Source organism: Desulfosporosinus sp. FKB, assembly GCF_002196705.1.
In the GTDB taxonomy this organism is placed as follows: Bacteria; Bacillota; Desulfitobacteriia; order Desulfitobacteriales; family Desulfitobacteriaceae; genus Desulfosporosinus.
In genome coordinates this window covers 104,011-120,011 of record NZ_NADJ01000036.1, presented here as the reverse complement: position 1 = coordinate 120,011, position 16,001 = coordinate 104,011, and the positions used below count along the sequence as shown (strand labels likewise).

Annotated in this window: 10 protein-coding genes; all 10 read left to right on the top strand. The window is 45.5% G+C overall.

Annotated elements, in window-relative coordinates; genetic code table 11:
- Positions 1 to 2: 2 nt before the first annotated feature.
- The 10 genes from B5Y67_RS14480 (at position 3) to rpoN (ending at position 15,757) form a co-directional block, all read left to right on the top strand.
- The gene (locus B5Y67_RS14480) at positions 3 to 1,397 is read left to right on the top strand and encodes a substrate-binding domain-containing protein (RefSeq protein WP_088227145.1); all 1,395 of its coding nucleotides are present in this window, start codon (positions 3 to 5) and stop codon (positions 1,395 to 1,397) included.
- A 446-nt stretch (positions 1,398 to 1,843) separates the two neighbouring features.
- Positions 1,844 to 3,892, top strand: coding sequence for an excinuclease ABC subunit UvrB (gene uvrB, locus B5Y67_RS14475; RefSeq protein ID WP_088227144.1), 2,049 nt, complete (start codon positions 1,844 to 1,846; stop codon positions 3,890 to 3,892).
- Positions 3,893 to 3,941: 49 nt separating this feature from the next.
- Positions 3,942 to 6,797: an excinuclease ABC subunit UvrA gene (gene uvrA / locus B5Y67_RS14470; protein ID WP_088227143.1), complete on the top strand. Its 2,856-nt coding sequence runs from the start codon at positions 3,942 to 3,944 to the stop codon at positions 6,795 to 6,797.
- A gap of 89 nt (positions 6,798 to 6,886) precedes the next feature.
- Entirely contained in the window at positions 6,887 to 7,885 is a 999-nt protein-coding gene (locus B5Y67_RS14465; RefSeq protein WP_088227252.1) for an alpha-hydroxy-acid oxidizing protein, read from the top strand.
- 136 nt (positions 7,886 to 8,021) lie between these two features.
- Entirely contained in the window at positions 8,022 to 9,797 is a 1,776-nt protein-coding gene (locus tag B5Y67_RS14460; RefSeq protein ID WP_088227142.1) for a B12-binding domain-containing radical SAM protein, read from the top strand.
- A gap of 15 nt (positions 9,798 to 9,812) precedes the next feature.
- A complete protein-coding gene (locus tag B5Y67_RS14455; RefSeq protein ID WP_088227141.1) occupies positions 9,813 to 10,994 on the top strand; it encodes an extracellular solute-binding protein in 1,182 nt (393 codons plus the stop codon).
- Between the two features lie 33 nt (positions 10,995 to 11,027).
- Positions 11,028 to 11,918, top strand: a complete 891-nt coding sequence (gene rapZ, locus B5Y67_RS14450) for an RNase adapter RapZ (protein WP_088227140.1) — start codon at positions 11,028 to 11,030, stop codon at positions 11,916 to 11,918.
- A complete protein-coding gene (locus B5Y67_RS14445; RefSeq protein WP_088227139.1) occupies positions 11,915 to 13,288 on the top strand; it encodes a gluconeogenesis factor YvcK family protein in 1,374 nt (457 codons plus the stop codon). Before rapZ ends, B5Y67_RS14445 begins: the two co-directional genes overlap by 4 nt.
- 68 nt (positions 13,289 to 13,356) lie before the next feature.
- Positions 13,357 to 14,316, top strand: coding sequence for a DNA-binding protein WhiA (gene whiA, locus B5Y67_RS14440; protein ID WP_088227138.1), 960 nt, complete (start codon positions 13,357 to 13,359; stop codon positions 14,314 to 14,316).
- 40 nt (positions 14,317 to 14,356) lie between these two features.
- On the top strand, positions 14,357 to 15,757 hold the full coding sequence (gene rpoN, locus B5Y67_RS14435; protein ID WP_088227137.1) for an RNA polymerase factor sigma-54: 1,401 nt from the start codon (positions 14,357 to 14,359) through the stop codon (positions 15,755 to 15,757).
- Positions 15,758 to 16,001: the final 244 nt, after the last annotated feature.

The window sequence follows — 16,001 nt, the reverse complement described above, 5'->3', positions numbered from 1 at the left end:
CCATGACAAAAAGAAAACGAACCCTAGTTAGTTTTTTTAGTTTTTGTTTATGTCTTAGTTTAACCACAAGTGGCTGTGGTCTTCAAGCCCTTTTAGGCAACAAAAACAAAACTTCTTCAGCCGGCACATCGAAAACTTCAACTATAGCAGTTTCGTTAAATGATAATGATCCTAATAAATTACTGATTACAAAAGGTATTGATGATTTGGCCAAGAAAGAGGACATTAAAGTCAACTATCTTGATTCCAGCACATCCGGAGACAATTCTGCCTTAGATGGGGCTAAAGTATTAATTTATCAGGCAGGAAACGCCAATCTTCTGAAAAATGCTCAGACAGATAAAGTACCGGTCCTGGCTCTTAGTCAAGTACCGGCCGGCATTAATCTTACGGGAATAGTGACGCCGGATCAAGAAAAAACGGGTGAACTTATGGCTCAATCCCTGGTAAGCAAAGTTTCAGAGGGACAAGTCGTTATTTTGCAGGGTGACCCCAGCGAGACAGGTTCACAAGAACTTCTGGCCGGGAATAAATCGGTGCTTAGCAAGTACCCCAAAATATCCCTGCAAACGTTTGCCAGTCCTCCGGGATCGGAATCAACAGCGAAGCAAAGCCTGGCGGATTATTTGCAAAAAAATCCTGGCAAAGTTCAGGCTGTTTTGGCCCATACGGCAAAATTGGAGGAGGTTGCCGCCGATGCTTTAAAACAATTGCAATTGGATAAGAAGGTTTTACTGATTGGAGGACAGGCAACTATCCCTTCTCTGGAACGGATGGCGGGCGGAAGTCAGATGAGCGATGTGGATACCAACCCCTATCTCCAAGGCGCTAACGCCTTTCAGTGGGCTCAAAAAATTCTTAACAAGGAGCCTCTTGATATCAGTGATTCTATTACCAGTGAACAAGGAGAAATTCCTGCCAAGATAGTTCAGGTTAAAACGGTGACTCCAGAAAATCTGGCTGTTATTCAAAAGAGTTATGTTAAAACAATGCAGAGTGCACAACAAGATCAAAAACAGCAGACTGCCAAAGCTAAACCACAGAGCCAGAGCAAAACACAGGGAGACAGCAAGAATCAAGGAGGCAGCCAAGACCAGGGAGGGGATCAGCAAGGGTCCGGCGGCAGCGATAATCAAGGGCAAAATACAGGAAATGTTCCTCCAGGGGTTAAAAAAGTTACGGAAACGGTTAAGACGGAAACTACACGAGAGTATTTAGATGGACAGGGAAAAGTTATAGGGACTGAAAAAACAACAAACGAACAAGTAAAAACAGTGCCTCCGGAAATGTTGCAGCAAGAACAAAAAGCTCAATCCTCACAAAGTTCGTCGCAAGCCCAGGGAGATCAGTCATCTCAAGATAAAGGCAGCGGCGGAGACAGCGGAAGCGGAGGTTGACAGAAACACACACACAAAAAAATAAGCCAGGGAGAACATATTGGTTAGCTCCCCTTTTAGTAGACGGTTTAAAAGTGAAAAACTATTTACTAAAAGGAGGGGCTTTTGTCATTGTGCAGCGAGAAGACTCCCATCCTCTATAGGTAGTGAGATGAATGCTGTCTCAAAATATTGCCAGAACACCAGTTCCAAATTTGTTCCCCATGTAGTAAAATAAGGGTATCAATGTTGGAGGGGGGCTTCGTAAAGATTTGGAATAATAAGGCTTTATTGGTGGTTTAAGTTACGGGGGCCTGAATTGTTGAATATACATCCCCTTAGAGGTAAAATAAACTTAGAAAAATTATAATTATATGCTTCATCATTAAGTTAAGTACTAACTTGCCAATTCGTAAGTAAGAATTATCTTATTGTAATTATCTTGCTTTTATAAAGGGGATCGAAGGATGGAATTTCATTTGCATGCTCCATACCAATCTTCGGGGGATCAACCCCAAGCCGTCGATTCTTTGGCAGCCGGCGTGAAGGAAGGACGGCGTTTCCAGACTTTGCTTGGGGTCACCGGCTCGGGTAAGACCTTTACTATGGCAAACATTATCACGAAAGTCCAAAGGCCGACCCTCGTTCTGGCCCATAATAAAACACTGGCGGCTCAGCTCTACAGTGAATTCAAAGAGTATTTTCCCGAAAATGCCGTAGAGTATTTTGTAAGTTACTACGATTATTATCAGCCGGAGGCCTACGTTCCCTCCAGCGATACCTTTATTGAGAAGGATGCTTCAATTAACGACGAGATAGAAAAATTGCGGCACTCCGCTACGGCCGCGCTTTTCGAGCGTCGGGATGTTCTGGTTGTTGCCAGTGTTTCCTGTATTTATGGTTTGGGTTCACCTGAGGAGTATCGTGACCTGGTGCTTTCTTTGCGACAGGGACAAGTTATTGACCGCAATGATATTCTACGCAAATTGATTTCGATTCAATATGACCGCAATGACATTGCTTTTACTCGGGGAACTTTCCGTGTGCGCGGTGACGTTGTGGAAATTTACCCGGCATCATCTAGTGAAAAAGTTCTTCGGGTTGAGATGTTCGGTGATGAAATTGAACACATTTACGAAATCAATGTGTTAACGGGGGAGATTTTGGGCGAAAGAAACCATGTCGCAATTTTCCCTAATTCTCACTATGTAACGGCTCAAGAAAAAGTCATGAAGGCTGCGGAGAATATTGAACTCGAATTAGCTGATCGTCTGCAGGTTTTGCAATCTCAAAATAAACTCCTGGAGGCCCAACGGCTTGAACAGAGAACACGGTATGATTTGGAAATGCTCAGAGAAATGGGCTTTTGCAACGGGATTGAAAATTACTCCCGCCATTTAACGTTCCGTGAACCAGGGGAGACGCCTTATACCTTGCTCCACTATTTCCCGGACGACTTCTTGCTTTTTGTCGATGAATCTCACGTTTCGATCCCTCAGGTGAGGGGAATGTATGAAGGAGACCGCTCGCGGAAGACGACGCTCGTAGATTTTGGCTTTAGACTTCCCTCCGCTTTAGATAATCGTCCCTTAACTTTTGCTGAGTTCGAAAGGAAAATTAACCAAACGGTCTTTGTCAGCGCCACGCCGGGTTCTTATGAATTAGCTCACTGCCCGACAGTTGTTGAACAAATTATCCGTCCAACGGGTCTCCTGGATCCGGAAGTGGTGGTCCGTCCGACGCAAGGTCAGATTGACGATTTATTGGGAGAAATTCGTGAGAGAATTGCTCGCAGTGAAAGAGTCCTAATTACCACGCTAACCAAAAAGATGGCTGAAGATCTGACCGATTATTTAAAAAACCTGGAAATAAAGGTAAAATACCTTCATTCTGATATTAAGACCTTAGAACGTGTTGAAATCCTGCGCGAGCTGCGCCTGGGTATGATTGACGTTGTCGTTGGCATCAATCTCCTGAGGGAAGGACTGGATCTGCCTGAAGTTTCCTTGGTAGCCATTCTTGATGCCGACAAAGAAGGCTTCCTTAGATCTGATCGTTCATTGATCCAGACCATTGGCCGTGCTGCGCGCAATGCCCAAGGAAAGGTCATCATGTATGGAGATAAGATAACCCATTCGATGCAAGTGGCCCTCGACGAGACAAATCGACGCCGGGCAATTCAAATGGCTTATAATGAGAAGATGGGGATCATCCCGCAAACGATTCACAAGATAATTCATGATGCGCCGGAAGCAACAAAAGTGGCTGAAACAAAAAAAGCATACGGATCACAGCTTCCGCCTGAAGAGTTGGCTGCTCTTATTGCAAGCTTAGAGCAGGAAATGCGTCTCGCTGCTCAAAATTTAGATTTTGAACGAGCCGCAGAAATACGTGATGCCTTGATAGAATTAAAAGGTGAAGAGAATAAGTTTAAAATGACAAGCCAGCAGCGTGGAAGCGGAAGCCGTTACAGCCGAGCTAAAAGTAATAATAAAAAGAGAAAGAAAACAAGTTAGACAAGGGAGTGGATCTCTTGTCCCGTATATACAATTTAGGAGGCTAATCATGAGCCAGGAATACTTGCGTGTGCGTGGAGCGCGCGCTCATAATTTGAAGAATATTAATATTGATATCCCTCGGGACAAACTGGTCGTAATTACCGGCTTGTCTGGTTCCGGAAAATCATCACTGGCTTTTGATACGATCTATGCTGAAGGCCAGCGGAGATATGTTGAATCCCTTTCTGCCTATGCACGGCAATTCTTAGGGCAAATGGACAAGCCGGATGTCGATTCCATCGAGGGACTTTCTCCGGCAATTTCCATCGATCAGAAAACAACGAATCGAAATCCTCGTTCAACGGTAGGAACGGCAACGGAAGTTTCGGATTATTTGCGTTTGTTATTTGCTCGCATAGGTCACCCTCATTGTCCAAAATGCGGACGTGAAATTACACAGCAAACTGTTCAACAAATGGTAGATCAGATTTTGGAGCTGCCGGAGCGTACAAAACTTCAAGTTTTGGCTCCTCTGGTCAAAGGGAAAAAAGGAGAACATCTTAAAGTTTTCGAGGAGGCCCGCAAGGCCGGATATGTGCGAGTCCGAGTTGATGGCGAAATTCATGACCTGAGTGAAGAAATTAAATTAGTGAAAAACAAAAAACATTCTCTTGAAGTTGTGATCGACAGAATAATTCTTAAACCCGAGAGTGCTGAGCGCTTAGCGGATTCTTTAGAGACGGCACTTAAGCTTGGAGAAGGAAATGTTATTATCGATGTCACAGAGGGTAACGAACTGCTGTTTAGTGAAAATTTTGCCTGCCCTGACTGCGGTATAGCACTGGAGGAAATTTCACCCCGGCTTTTTTCGTTTAACAGCCCTTATGGAGCTTGTCCCACATGTACGGGTTTAGGTGCTAATCTCATCGTAGATATTGATTTGATTATTCCGGACCGTTCTAAATCCTTGTCCGAAGGCGCCATAGCTCCCTGGGCTAAATCGACCTCGACTTACTATCCCAAGATGATGGAGGCCGCAGCCCAAAATCTTGGCTTTAAGATGGATACTCCACTGCAGGAACTCTCTGAAAAGCAATGGCAGGGTCTGCTCTATGGTACAGAAACACCTATTAGCTTTCAATATCACAATATTTTTGATCAGTTAAAAACCTATCATTCAAACTTCGAAGGGTTAATCCCATTGTTTGAGCGGCGTTATAGGGAGTCCACCTCCGACATGGTACGTACCGAAATTGAAAGTTATATGACAGAACGCCCTTGTCCTGACTGTCATGGAAAGCGCTTAAAACCTGAAGCCCTGGCAGTAAAGGTGGGCGGGATTTCCATTGATGATTTATCCCGCCTTTCCATTACGGAGGCCATTGACTTTATTAATCACTTGACACTAACGCCGAAAGAAGAAACGATCGCTTATCAAATTTTGAAGGAAATCAGAGAGAGATTGGGCTTCCTAATTAATGTAGGATTAGACTATCTTACCATGGCCCGTTCTGCAGGTACGCTCTCCGGGGGAGAAGCTCAGCGAATTCGCCTTGCCACCCAAATTGGGTCGAGCCTTACGGGTGTACTTTATGTGTTGGATGAACCAAGTATCGGGCTTCATCAACGAGACAATGCCCGGCTGCTTTCCACCCTAAAACGCTTAAGGGACTTAGGAAATACGTTAATTGTTGTCGAACACGATGAAGACACAATGATTGAAGCCGACCATATTATTGACATTGGGCCAGGGGCCGGGGCCCACGGCGGTTATGTTGTGGCGGAAGGAACAATTCAACAAATTATGGCCAATAAGAAGTCGGTAACGGGCCAGTATTTAAGCGGGAAAAAACAAATCCCCGTACCTGAGAAACGGAGAGAAACCAATGGCAAATGGTTGGAAGTATCCGGGGCTCGGGAAAACAATCTGAAAAATATTAAAGCACGGATCCCTTTAGGGCTTTTGACTTGCGTTACCGGGGTTTCCGGTTCAGGAAAGAGTACTTTAGTTAATGAGATCATTTATAAAGGCCTGGCCGCAAAGCTTAACGGAGCTCGGCAGCGCCCCGGTGCTTTTGAGAGCTTGGCAGGATTGGAGTACCTGGATAAGATTATTGATATTGACCAATCGCCTATCGGACGAACCCCCCGTTCCAATCCGGCAACCTATACAGGTGTTTTTGATTTGATACGCGAACTATTCTCCTTGACTCCTGAAGCCAAGATGAGAGGTTATAAACCTGGACGGTTTAGCTTTAACGTTAAAGGCGGGCGCTGTGAAGCTTGTCACGGAGATGGAATTATTAAAATTGAGATGCATTTTCTCCCCGACGTTTATGTTCCTTGTGAAGTTTGTGAAGGAAAGCGATACAATCGGGAAACTCTTGAAGTTCGCTATAAAGGGAAAAGCATTTCCCAGGTTTTGGACATGACAGTAGATGAAGCCGTAGAGTTTTTTCAGGCTGTTCCTAAAATAGCGAGGAAACTTCAAACCCTTCAGGACGTCGGACTCGGGTATATCCATCTAGGACAGCCTGCGACAACCTTATCCGGAGGAGAAGCTCAACGCATTAAACTGGCCACAGAACTAAGCCGGCGCAGTACAGGAAAAACCATCTATATTCTTGATGAGCCTACCACCGGGCTGCACATGGCGGATATTGACAAACTCCTCCAAGTCCTGCACCGTTTAGTGGACGTCGGAGATACTGTACTCATTATTGAGCACAATCTCGACGTGATAAAGACTGCCGATTGGCTTATCGACCTTGGACCTGAAGGAGGCGATAAAGGGGGCGAGGTTGTTATCACAGGCACGCCTGAGGATGTGGCCGCTTTTCCTTCATCATATACAGGGCAATATCTTGGACGTTTTCTTTCTCGAACGCATGCGGAAGATTTGGGTAAGATTATTAATTCTTAATAGCAATGTTTAATCTCTATTTGTTAGGGTGTTAGGTCCTCATGCACAGGGACTATTAATTAAAGGAATGTGGGGAATAAGTGATGAAAATGACGATGAAGACCGTTCGCGAAACTGCCCGTGAAAAACTTAAAGGATATTGCCGGATTTGTCCCGAATGCAATGGCAAAGCCTGTGTCGGCGAAGTTCCGGGGATGGGCGGTGCCGGCACCGGTGCTTCCTTTAAGAATAACGTCGAAGCCCTGGCTGCCTATCGGATAAATTTAAGGACACTCCATGGGGTTAAAAATCCCAATACAAAGCTGGAGCTTTTTGGACAAGAATTGGCTGCCCCGATCATTGCTGCCCCGATAACAGGCAATAAGTTCAATATGGGCGGAGCCTTGAACGAAGAGGAATGGGCGGAGGCTATTCTTCGAGGTTGTCAGGCCGAGGGATCTTTGGGAACGACTGGTGACGGCCCGGACGTTGCTCTGTATAACAGTGGTGTGGATCAAATCGCTAAATTTCAAGGACGCGGTATACCTTTCACAAAACCCAGAGAGCCTGAGGAAGTCATTAAATGTCTTAAGCGTGCTGAGGAAGCGAACGTTGTTGCCGTTGGCATGGATGTTGATGCTGCAGGTTTGATTACGATGGCCGTGGGCCCTAAGCCGCTGGATGATCTGAAATTGATTATATCCAGTACGAAGCTGCCGGTGATCCTTAAGGGAATTATGACTGTTGATGAAGCCGAATTGGCAATTGAAGCCGGTGCAGCGGGAATCGTTGTTTCTAATCACGGAGGACGAATGATTGATCATACTCCGGGAACGGCTGAGACTCTGCCGGAGATTGCGGCAGCTGTCGATGGACGAATTGCTGTCCTCGTTGACGGGGGAATTCGGTCAGGGGTTGACGTCTTAAAGATGCTGGCTCTTGGAGCGGATGCAGTCCTGATTGGACGTCCTCTTGTCATTGCTGCCTATGGCGGAGGTGCTGAGGGGGTAGCTTTAGCTATGCGCAGGATGACGAACGAATTAAAACAAGCTATGATCTTGACAGGATGTGCTTCCCTGAAGGATATCAGTATGGATGTCATTTTTTAAAAATGGGAAACTAGCATAGCAGAATGCACGAGGGCCTTCCATTAATATAATGAATGGAAGGCCCTCGTGCATTCTGGCACAAGAATTGCATTAAAAGGTTTAAAAGACTATACTTAGGGCGAAGGGGGATTCTCATTTGCGTGTTCTCTTGGTGGCGCTTAATGCCAAATATGTCCATACAAATTTAGCCCTTCGCTATTTGAAAGAAGGCCTTTTGTGTTCCGTAAGTTCCGATGTAATTTTGCGAGAATATAGTATTAATGATCGTCCCGATCGTATTGCCGGGGAAATCTATAAAACCAGGGCCGATGTCATCGGCTTCTCATGTTATATTTGGAACATCAAGGAAGTCTTGAGTGTCATTCGGCAGCTGCATCCCGTCTGCCCTGATGTTCGTTTTGTGCTCGGGGGTCCGGAGGTATCCTATGACGTCGAGGACCTGTTAAGCTCTCATCAAGAGGTGGATGCGGTAATCATCGGTGAAGGGGAGAAATCCTTTAATGATCTGCTTTTAGCTTGGCAGAAGGGAGAGGACCTTTCTCAGGTTGAGGGCGCAGCCTGGAAGCATAACGGGAAAGTGATTGTTAATCCTCCCAGTCGGAAATTACCGGATTTAAACGAACTTCCATTTCCCTATGCGGATGATGAGGATTTTTCCGGCCGCATTGTTTATGTTGAAACGACTCGAGGTTGTCCTTTTTCCTGTCAGTATTGTCTGTCCTCTACCTTCCAGGGCGTTCGTTATTTGGAGCCCGAAGGGTTTCGCCGAATGTTTCGCCGCCTTATAAGTCAAGGTGCGCGTACAATTAAGTTTGTTGACCGTACCTTTAATGCCCATAAACGACATGCTTTTGAGATTTTAAATGTTGTTCGCGAAGAGTGCAGTTCTCTGGGATTATCCAATCAGGTGAGGGTTCACTGCGAAATAGCAGGGGATCTGTTAGATGACGAATGGATGGATTTTTTCAGGAATTATCCCCGAGGTTTGATTCAACTGGAAATTGGTGTCCAGTCGACCTATCAACCTACATTAGAAATTGTTGCTCGGCATCAGGATTTTGAAACTTGGAAAAAATATGTCCCTATAATGAAGGACCTGCAAATTCCTTTGCACCTGGATTTGATTGCCGGCCTGCCTCTCGAAAATTGGTCAAATTTCCGGAATTCCTTCAATGACGTTTACGCAGTCAAACCGGATATGCTCCAACTTGGATTTCTGAAAGTTCTTAAAGGATCAGGTCTGCGTCTGAACAGTCAAAAATATGGCCTTCTGTTTAACCCTGAGCCCCCATATACTATTTTAGAAACAGCCGTATTATCACATCAAGAAATGCTTCAATTGCTGCGTATGGAAGAGGTTCTTGACAAATATTATAATTCAGGAAAGTTCGTTCATGCTTTGCGTGAAGCCCTTCACATGTTTCCTGCGGCCTTTGACTTCTACCATGAATTGGCCGAGTTTTGGGAAAAAAATGGTTGGTTTCAGCGCTTATGGCCGGGTAAGGCATTATTTGATAAATTGTGGGAGTTTATGGAATGGGTTCAATCCCAAAGGGAAAGTTCATTATACTTAGCAGCCCCGGGCCGGAAAGCGTTTCTGGATGCTCTGCGTTTCGACTATTATTTATGGGAACGTCCCAAAACCCTTCCTGACTACTTTGTCAGGAGCGAAGGGCAAGAAGAATGGCCCAACGGCGGGGAATCAAAGGGCACCGGCGAAGAGATTCAGCGAGATGGTCACTGGGCCAATGTTGTTCCTGAGTTTGCAGGCATGGATCGTCGCCAGTGGAATCGTAACACGGCCGTGGCTTATTTCGAGACAGATGTCTTAAAAGTGGGTGAATCTGGTCCCGGCTGGTTCCTTTTCCTTTATCAGCAGGGCCAAGTCAGGACGTATCGCTATCACGTATGAATGGAGTGCAGAACCATGATTTCCCGTACTCTACCCCGCAGTATTTTCTGCTTATTAATCATCATTTTCTTAGTTATCGGCTGCTCTCAGGCACCTCAGACAGGACAGCCCGGAGGTCCGGCTCCCGCCGTTATAGAAGTTTGGCATTCTCTCCTTGGGACTCAGGCAGATGCCTTACAGGCCCAGGCTGAGGCCATAACGAAAGCTCATCCGGAGGTGATTGTTAAACTTAAATATATTCCCGAAGAGAAGTTTGCAGCCTTTTCTTATCAAGCTGAAGCAGGCGGAGAGGGACCGGAAATTTTCATTGCCCGGCGGGAGGTTATTCGTCAGCTTTATGGTCAGGGAACGTTAGCCAAGACGGCTTATACAGATCAAGAAAGCTTTCCCGCTGCTTCGGCCGGTTTTCGCTTTGGAGATACCCAATATGCCTTAGCTTGGTTAACAGATGTTCCTCTGCTTTATTACAGAACAGATATGGTTAGTGCACCCAGTACTCTTGCCGACCTTTTTTCGTCCCAAGGAGGCACTTCTGTCCTGGCGGCGGATACTGCGACCCTTTCCGCTTGGTGGAATGGGCAAGGCGGAAAGTTGATGAACGCCGGTAAACCCTCTCTGGATGATCCCAGTAATCTTGCGTTTTTACAGCAGCTGATGGCCTGGCAAAGCGCAAAGACTCTTAGAATTGATCCTCAGGCCATGTCTGCCTTTGCAGATGGTCAAACTCCCTATGTGATTGCAGGAGCGAGCCAGGCAGCACTTTTAAATCAGAAAAAGGTTCCCTGGGGATGTATTTCCCTGGCCGATTTAACGGCGGGTCAGGGAGAGCCCCTTTTAGGTTTAACCTTCGGGATTGCGAATTCCGCGATCATGACGAATGATCTTGGCCCGGAGATCCAAATTGTTGAAAGGGCACTTCTGCAGCCTGAGGCTGAGGGGGCTCTTGTCAAAGCAGGATCTCTTCTGCCGGCAAATACTGCATATTATAAGCTTCCCGAAGCCCAAACGGGAGTTTTCCCCCAGGCTTATCGAGCTCTTTCAAAGGCCTGGGCCTTAGCGGGCAACGCTCAGGAGTGGAACTTGATTTCTCTTCAGGATACAGCCTGGAGCAGTGCTTTGACGGGAAGCTTCAGTCCGCAGGATGCCTTGACAAATGCCCAGACTCAAGCCTTGAAAGCTTTAACAAAAAGTTCTTAGATTTGATATGAATTTGCAGAGGGGGTGAAAAGAATGGATAAAGAGGGATTGGAAATTATTGTAATTACCGGTTTGTCCGGAGCTGGAAGAACTCAGGCTATGCAGAGTCTTGAGGATCAAGGGTTCTTCTGTGTCGACAATTTGCCGCCAACCTTTTTGGTAAAATTTGCTGAGCTGTGCGCTCAATCTCGCGGCAAGGTTTCCAAAGCGGCTATTGTTTGCGACTTGCGGGGAGGGGAATTCTTTTCTTCCCTGAGTGAAGCATTAACTAATTTGGAGATAGAAGGATTTCATCTTCAAGTCCTCTTTTTAGATGCTTCGGATAAAACCTTGATCAGGCGCTATAAAGAATCTCGCCGTCGTCATCCCTTGTCACCTCAAGGAAGAGTCTTAGACGGAATCCAGGCAGAACGTCAGCAACTCGAAGAGTTAAGGATTCGAGCGGATGAAATTATTGACACCTCCGATTTGACGGCCTCGCAGCTACGGGCTAAGGTGGCCGAACGTTTTGCTAAAGGGCAAGGCAGGCAGATGGCGGTATCTGTAATTTCCTTTGGCTTCAAATATGGAATACCTCTCGATGCTGATTTACTGATGGATGTTAGATTTTTGCCTAACCCGTTTTATGTGGAATTATTGCGTCCTTTGACTGGCGAAGATAAGTTAGTACAGGATTATGTTTTTGGCAATCAAATGGCTCAGGAATTTATGGAAAAATATTTAGCGTTGCTTGAATATATTCTCCCTAACTATGTGAAAGAAGGAAAAACTCATTTAGTCATCGGTATAGGCTGTACAGGCGGGCAGCACCGTTCCGTGGCCATCGCTGAACGGGTTGGACAATTTTTAAGGGAACGCAATTATGCAATTAGTATTAAACATCGGGATGCCGCAAAAAATCGAAAGGGCGGAACCCCTCGATGAGAAGTGTAAGACATGAGAAGATTGCTCAATATCTGAAATGGCTTTATCCAAACTTGAAAGTGAAACGATGGTTCCTGGTAGCGGTCTTTGGGATTTTTCTATTTGCTACAGGCTTTGCCGTTATGAATGATGGGGTAGCCTTGGGATATGCGGAATTGCAATTTCGAGAGATAATTTATCATCTTACAGGAAGCACTCAACACGTAGCTATACCGACAGGTTTGATTATAAGTGTCCTTGGAGTTTTAGCAATTGCTATCGGTTTTAAACGCATGCTGTATTCGATTATTTCCGGTGTTTTACCGGGAAATGAAGGTAAAATTGTTGATGTGATTTATGCCCGGCAGCATTTAATGAGAGGTCCCAAGATTGTTGTTGTAGGAGGGGGAACGGGGCTGTCATCGCTTCTGCGCGGTTTAAAACACTATACGCGCAATCTCACAGCGATCGTAACGGTTTCGGATGATGGCGGCAGTTCCGGACGCTTACGCGAAGAAATGGGCATTCAGCCGCCGGGTGATGTGCGCAACTGTTTAGTGGCTCTCGCGGACACCGAGGATATTATGGATACGTTGTTTTCCTACCGCTTTGAAAGTGGTACTCTCGAAGGCCATAGCCTGGGAAACTTGCTTTTGGCAGGGCTGACCGATACCTTTGGCGATTTTCAAAAGGGAATCGAACGAGTCAGTAAAGTCTTTGCTCTGCGCGGCAAGGTTTTTCCTTCGACCTTGGAACAAGTCGAGTTAATGGCAGATTTCGAAGATGGGCGGCATGTAAGAGGCGAGACTTCCGTGCGGGAAACTGATGGTAAGATCTGTCGGGTTTCTTTAAGTCCCAGCAGCTGCGCTCCTTTACCCGGTGCTCTGCAGGCTCTCGAAGAGGCCGACCTTATTGTTTTAGGTCCCGGGAGCCTCTATACCAGCGTTTTGCCGAATCTCTTAGTTGACGGTCTTCGCGATAAAATACGAAAGGTTAATGCTCCCTGTGTTTATGTCTGTAATGTTATGACTGAAAAAGGGGAAACTGATGGCTACAGTGTGTCTGACCATTTGAAAGCGATTTTGGATCACTGCGGACCTGGCTTTGTGGATGCAGTATTGGCCACCAAAGGAGAAATCACAGCCTCAATTCTGCAGCGATACGTTGAGGAAGACGCTGTTCCTGTTGCCACGGACCCTAAAGAAGTGGAACGGTTAGGTGCCAGGTATTTTGAAGCCAACCTTGTACAGGAGAGAAATGTCGTTCGTCATGATCCCGATCTCCTGGCGAAAGAGCTCATCCGTTTACTGTTTCGCTTAAAACCTATGGGTGAACGTATTGCTCTTGTCGATGCTTATTTATTATCCCAGAAGCTCCGTAAAAATTCGTAAAGGTTTTATAATTAAGTGAGTCAAGCTTCTATCCTGGTGTTCAAACCTCGATGAAGGAGGGCTGATCATTGTCCTTTAGTGCTGTAACCAAAGAAGAGTTGGCACGCTTGTCCGAACAAAAACCGTGTTGTGAGCTGGCAGAATTAGCTGCCTTAGTTCGCATGGATGGTACCCTTCAAATCAGTGCTCATCAACAATACACCCTGAATGTTATCACGGAAAGTGCTCCTGTAGCCCGTAAAATTTATCGCTTAGCCAAAGATGTCCTTAAGCGGCCCGTAGATATTGTTGTCCGGCGTAAATTAAGGCTGCGCAAGAATAACTCCTATATGGTTCGAATTTATCCCCGGGGAGCAGAAGACTTGCAGAATCTCGGCTTGCTTAATGAAGATGGGCAAATATACCATGGCATTTCGCCGGATTTAATCAAGAAACGCTGTGATCAAAAGGCTTACTTGCGGGGGGCTTTCTTGGCCGGAGGTTCCATTAATAATCCTGAAGGAACCTATCACTTGGAAATCGTCAGTAATGACGAAGAACATGCCCAAGCATTATGCCAGTTGGTTAATCGCTTTAAATTAGGGGCCAAAGTTAGTATGCGGAAGCATTGGTATGTCGTTTATATTAAAGAAAGTGAACGAATTGTGGAGTTTCTCGGCTTTATTGGAGCACATCACGCCCTTTTGGAATTTGAAAATGTCCGGGTTCTTAAAGATGTTCGCAACCAAGTTAACCGTCTTGTCAATTGCGAAACGGCAAATCTGGATAAAATTGTTGATGCTGCAGTAAGACAGCTGGAAAATATTCAGCTTATTCAAAATACAATTGGGCTTCAGGCCTTGCCGCCTACCCTGAAAGGTATGGCTGAACTGCGTTTGGAATATCCGGATGCCAGTTTAAAAGAACTTGGTGAAATGCTCCAGCCTAAAGTCGGCAAATCAGGTGTTAATCATCGAATGCGCAAAATTGAAGAATTAGCCGAGCGAATTAGGAGCGCAAAGACAGGAAATTCTAAGCTAATGGTTTAAATTTTGATCCCGCGACATTAAGAGGAGATGGGGGGATTAGGTGCGGTTAGGATATGGCTTAAGTTTAGAGCAGACTCAAAAACTAATTATGACTCCGGAATTGCGACAGGCGATTACGATTTTACAATTGTCCGCACTTGAATTGTCCACATATGTTGAGGAACAGCTGTTAGAGAACCCTTTACTGGAAACACAGGAAGAAAATTTGGATGTTAAAGGAGAACCGGAGCACAACAGTACGGAAGAAAGTCCTTCAGATGATAAATGGGATGTTGATTGGCAGGATTACTTTCATGATCAAGATGAAAATCGCTCTCGGCAGGAACGGGTAACTCCAGACGAAAGACAGCGATTTGATCCTTTTATAGCGGCTGCTCCGACCCTTCAGGAGCATTTGCTGGAACAACTTCATGTTCAAAAAATTTCTGCCCCTTTAAACGTCGCTGAGTATATTGTTGGGAACCTTAATGATAATGGCGGTTTGACCTTGACCTCGGAAGATATAGCCCGGGAGACTCATGTTCCCCTGGAAACAGCGGAAATGGCCTTGGCGGCCGTGCAAACTCTGGACCCATTAGGCGTAGGAGCACGAAGCCTTGAAGAATGCCTGAGACTTCAGCTTCCGCTTATTCCTAATTGTCCTCCGGAATTGTCTGAATTATTAAAGCATCTTGAAGATCTGGCGGCAGGGCGTCTGCAAAAGATTGCCCATGCTTTGAAATTGTCTATTACTCGTGTTCAAGAACTTGCAGATATGATTCGAAAATTAGACCCTAAGCCTGGTCTGCGTTTTTCTGGGCCTGGAGATGTGCGCTATATTGTTCCCGATGTTGTCATAGAAGAAATTGGCGGAGAGTTTATTATTTTGGTTAATGATGTTACTGTTCCTCGCCTGGGGATTAACAAAACCTACCGTGAAGCTCTCAGACATGAGGAAGAAACGGATACCCGCAAGTTTGTGGAACAGAAACTCAACGCAGCTGCTTGGTTGATTCGCAGCATTGAACAGCGGCGCTTAACACTCTATAAAGTTGCTAATGCCATTGTGAAATGGCAAACCGATTTTCTGCGCTTTGGTATTCACCATCTGAAACCACTCACCTTAAGAGACATTGCTGAGGAAATCGGGGTCCACGAGTCGACGGTCAGCCGGGCAACCTCTCATAAATATGTTCAGACGCCGCGAGGAATTTACGAATTCAAGTTTTTCTTCGCCAACGGCATGGGGCGTGGTCATAGCAGTGAGTCAAGCATCACAACGGAGGAAATCAAGCTCGCCCTGAGAGAGATCATTTCTTCAGAGAACCCTAAGAATCCTTACTCTGACCAGAAATTAGCGGATCTGCTCAAAGTCAAAAGTATGGAAATCTCCAGGCGGACGGTAGCTAAGTATCGGGATGAATTGGGAATACCTACGGCAACGGTAAGAAAACGATATTGATGAAAATTCTTCAATCTTGAGAATAACCAAAAGAACAGTTGCTTGAACGTTAATATTTCTAGTTCAGGAGAATAAAGGAATAAGAATTATCGGAAATTTTGTTATTTTAGTCTTGAAAAAGGTCAAAAGAAAGAATATACTGATATCACCGACAAAAAAACGTCGCTGGAATTCAACGATTCGTTAGACAATTTAAGATTGAGGCTAGAGTATTAGAGAAGCCGAGTTATATTAGTTGTTCCTA

What these genes read in the sequence shown, in the direction of transcription:
- B5Y67_RS14480 (WP_088227145.1), top strand. Translation starts at nt 3, where the DNA reads ATGACAAAAAGAAAACGAACCCTAGTTAGTTTTTTTAGTTTTTGTTTA.
- uvrB (WP_088227144.1), top strand. Translation starts at nt 1,844, where the DNA reads ATGGAATTTCATTTGCATGCTCCATACCAATCTTCGGGGGATCAACCC.
- uvrA (WP_088227143.1), top strand. Translation starts at nt 3,942, where the DNA reads ATGAGCCAGGAATACTTGCGTGTGCGTGGAGCGCGCGCTCATAATTTG.
- B5Y67_RS14465 (WP_088227252.1), top strand. Translation starts at nt 6,887, where the DNA reads ATGACGATGAAGACCGTTCGCGAAACTGCCCGTGAAAAACTTAAAGGA.
- B5Y67_RS14455 (WP_088227141.1), top strand. Translation starts at nt 9,813, where the DNA reads ATGATTTCCCGTACTCTACCCCGCAGTATTTTCTGCTTATTAATCATC.
- rapZ (WP_088227140.1), top strand. Translation starts at nt 11,028, where the DNA reads ATGGATAAAGAGGGATTGGAAATTATTGTAATTACCGGTTTGTCCGGA.
- B5Y67_RS14445 (WP_088227139.1), top strand. Translation starts at nt 11,915, where the DNA reads ATGAGAAGTGTAAGACATGAGAAGATTGCTCAATATCTGAAATGGCTT.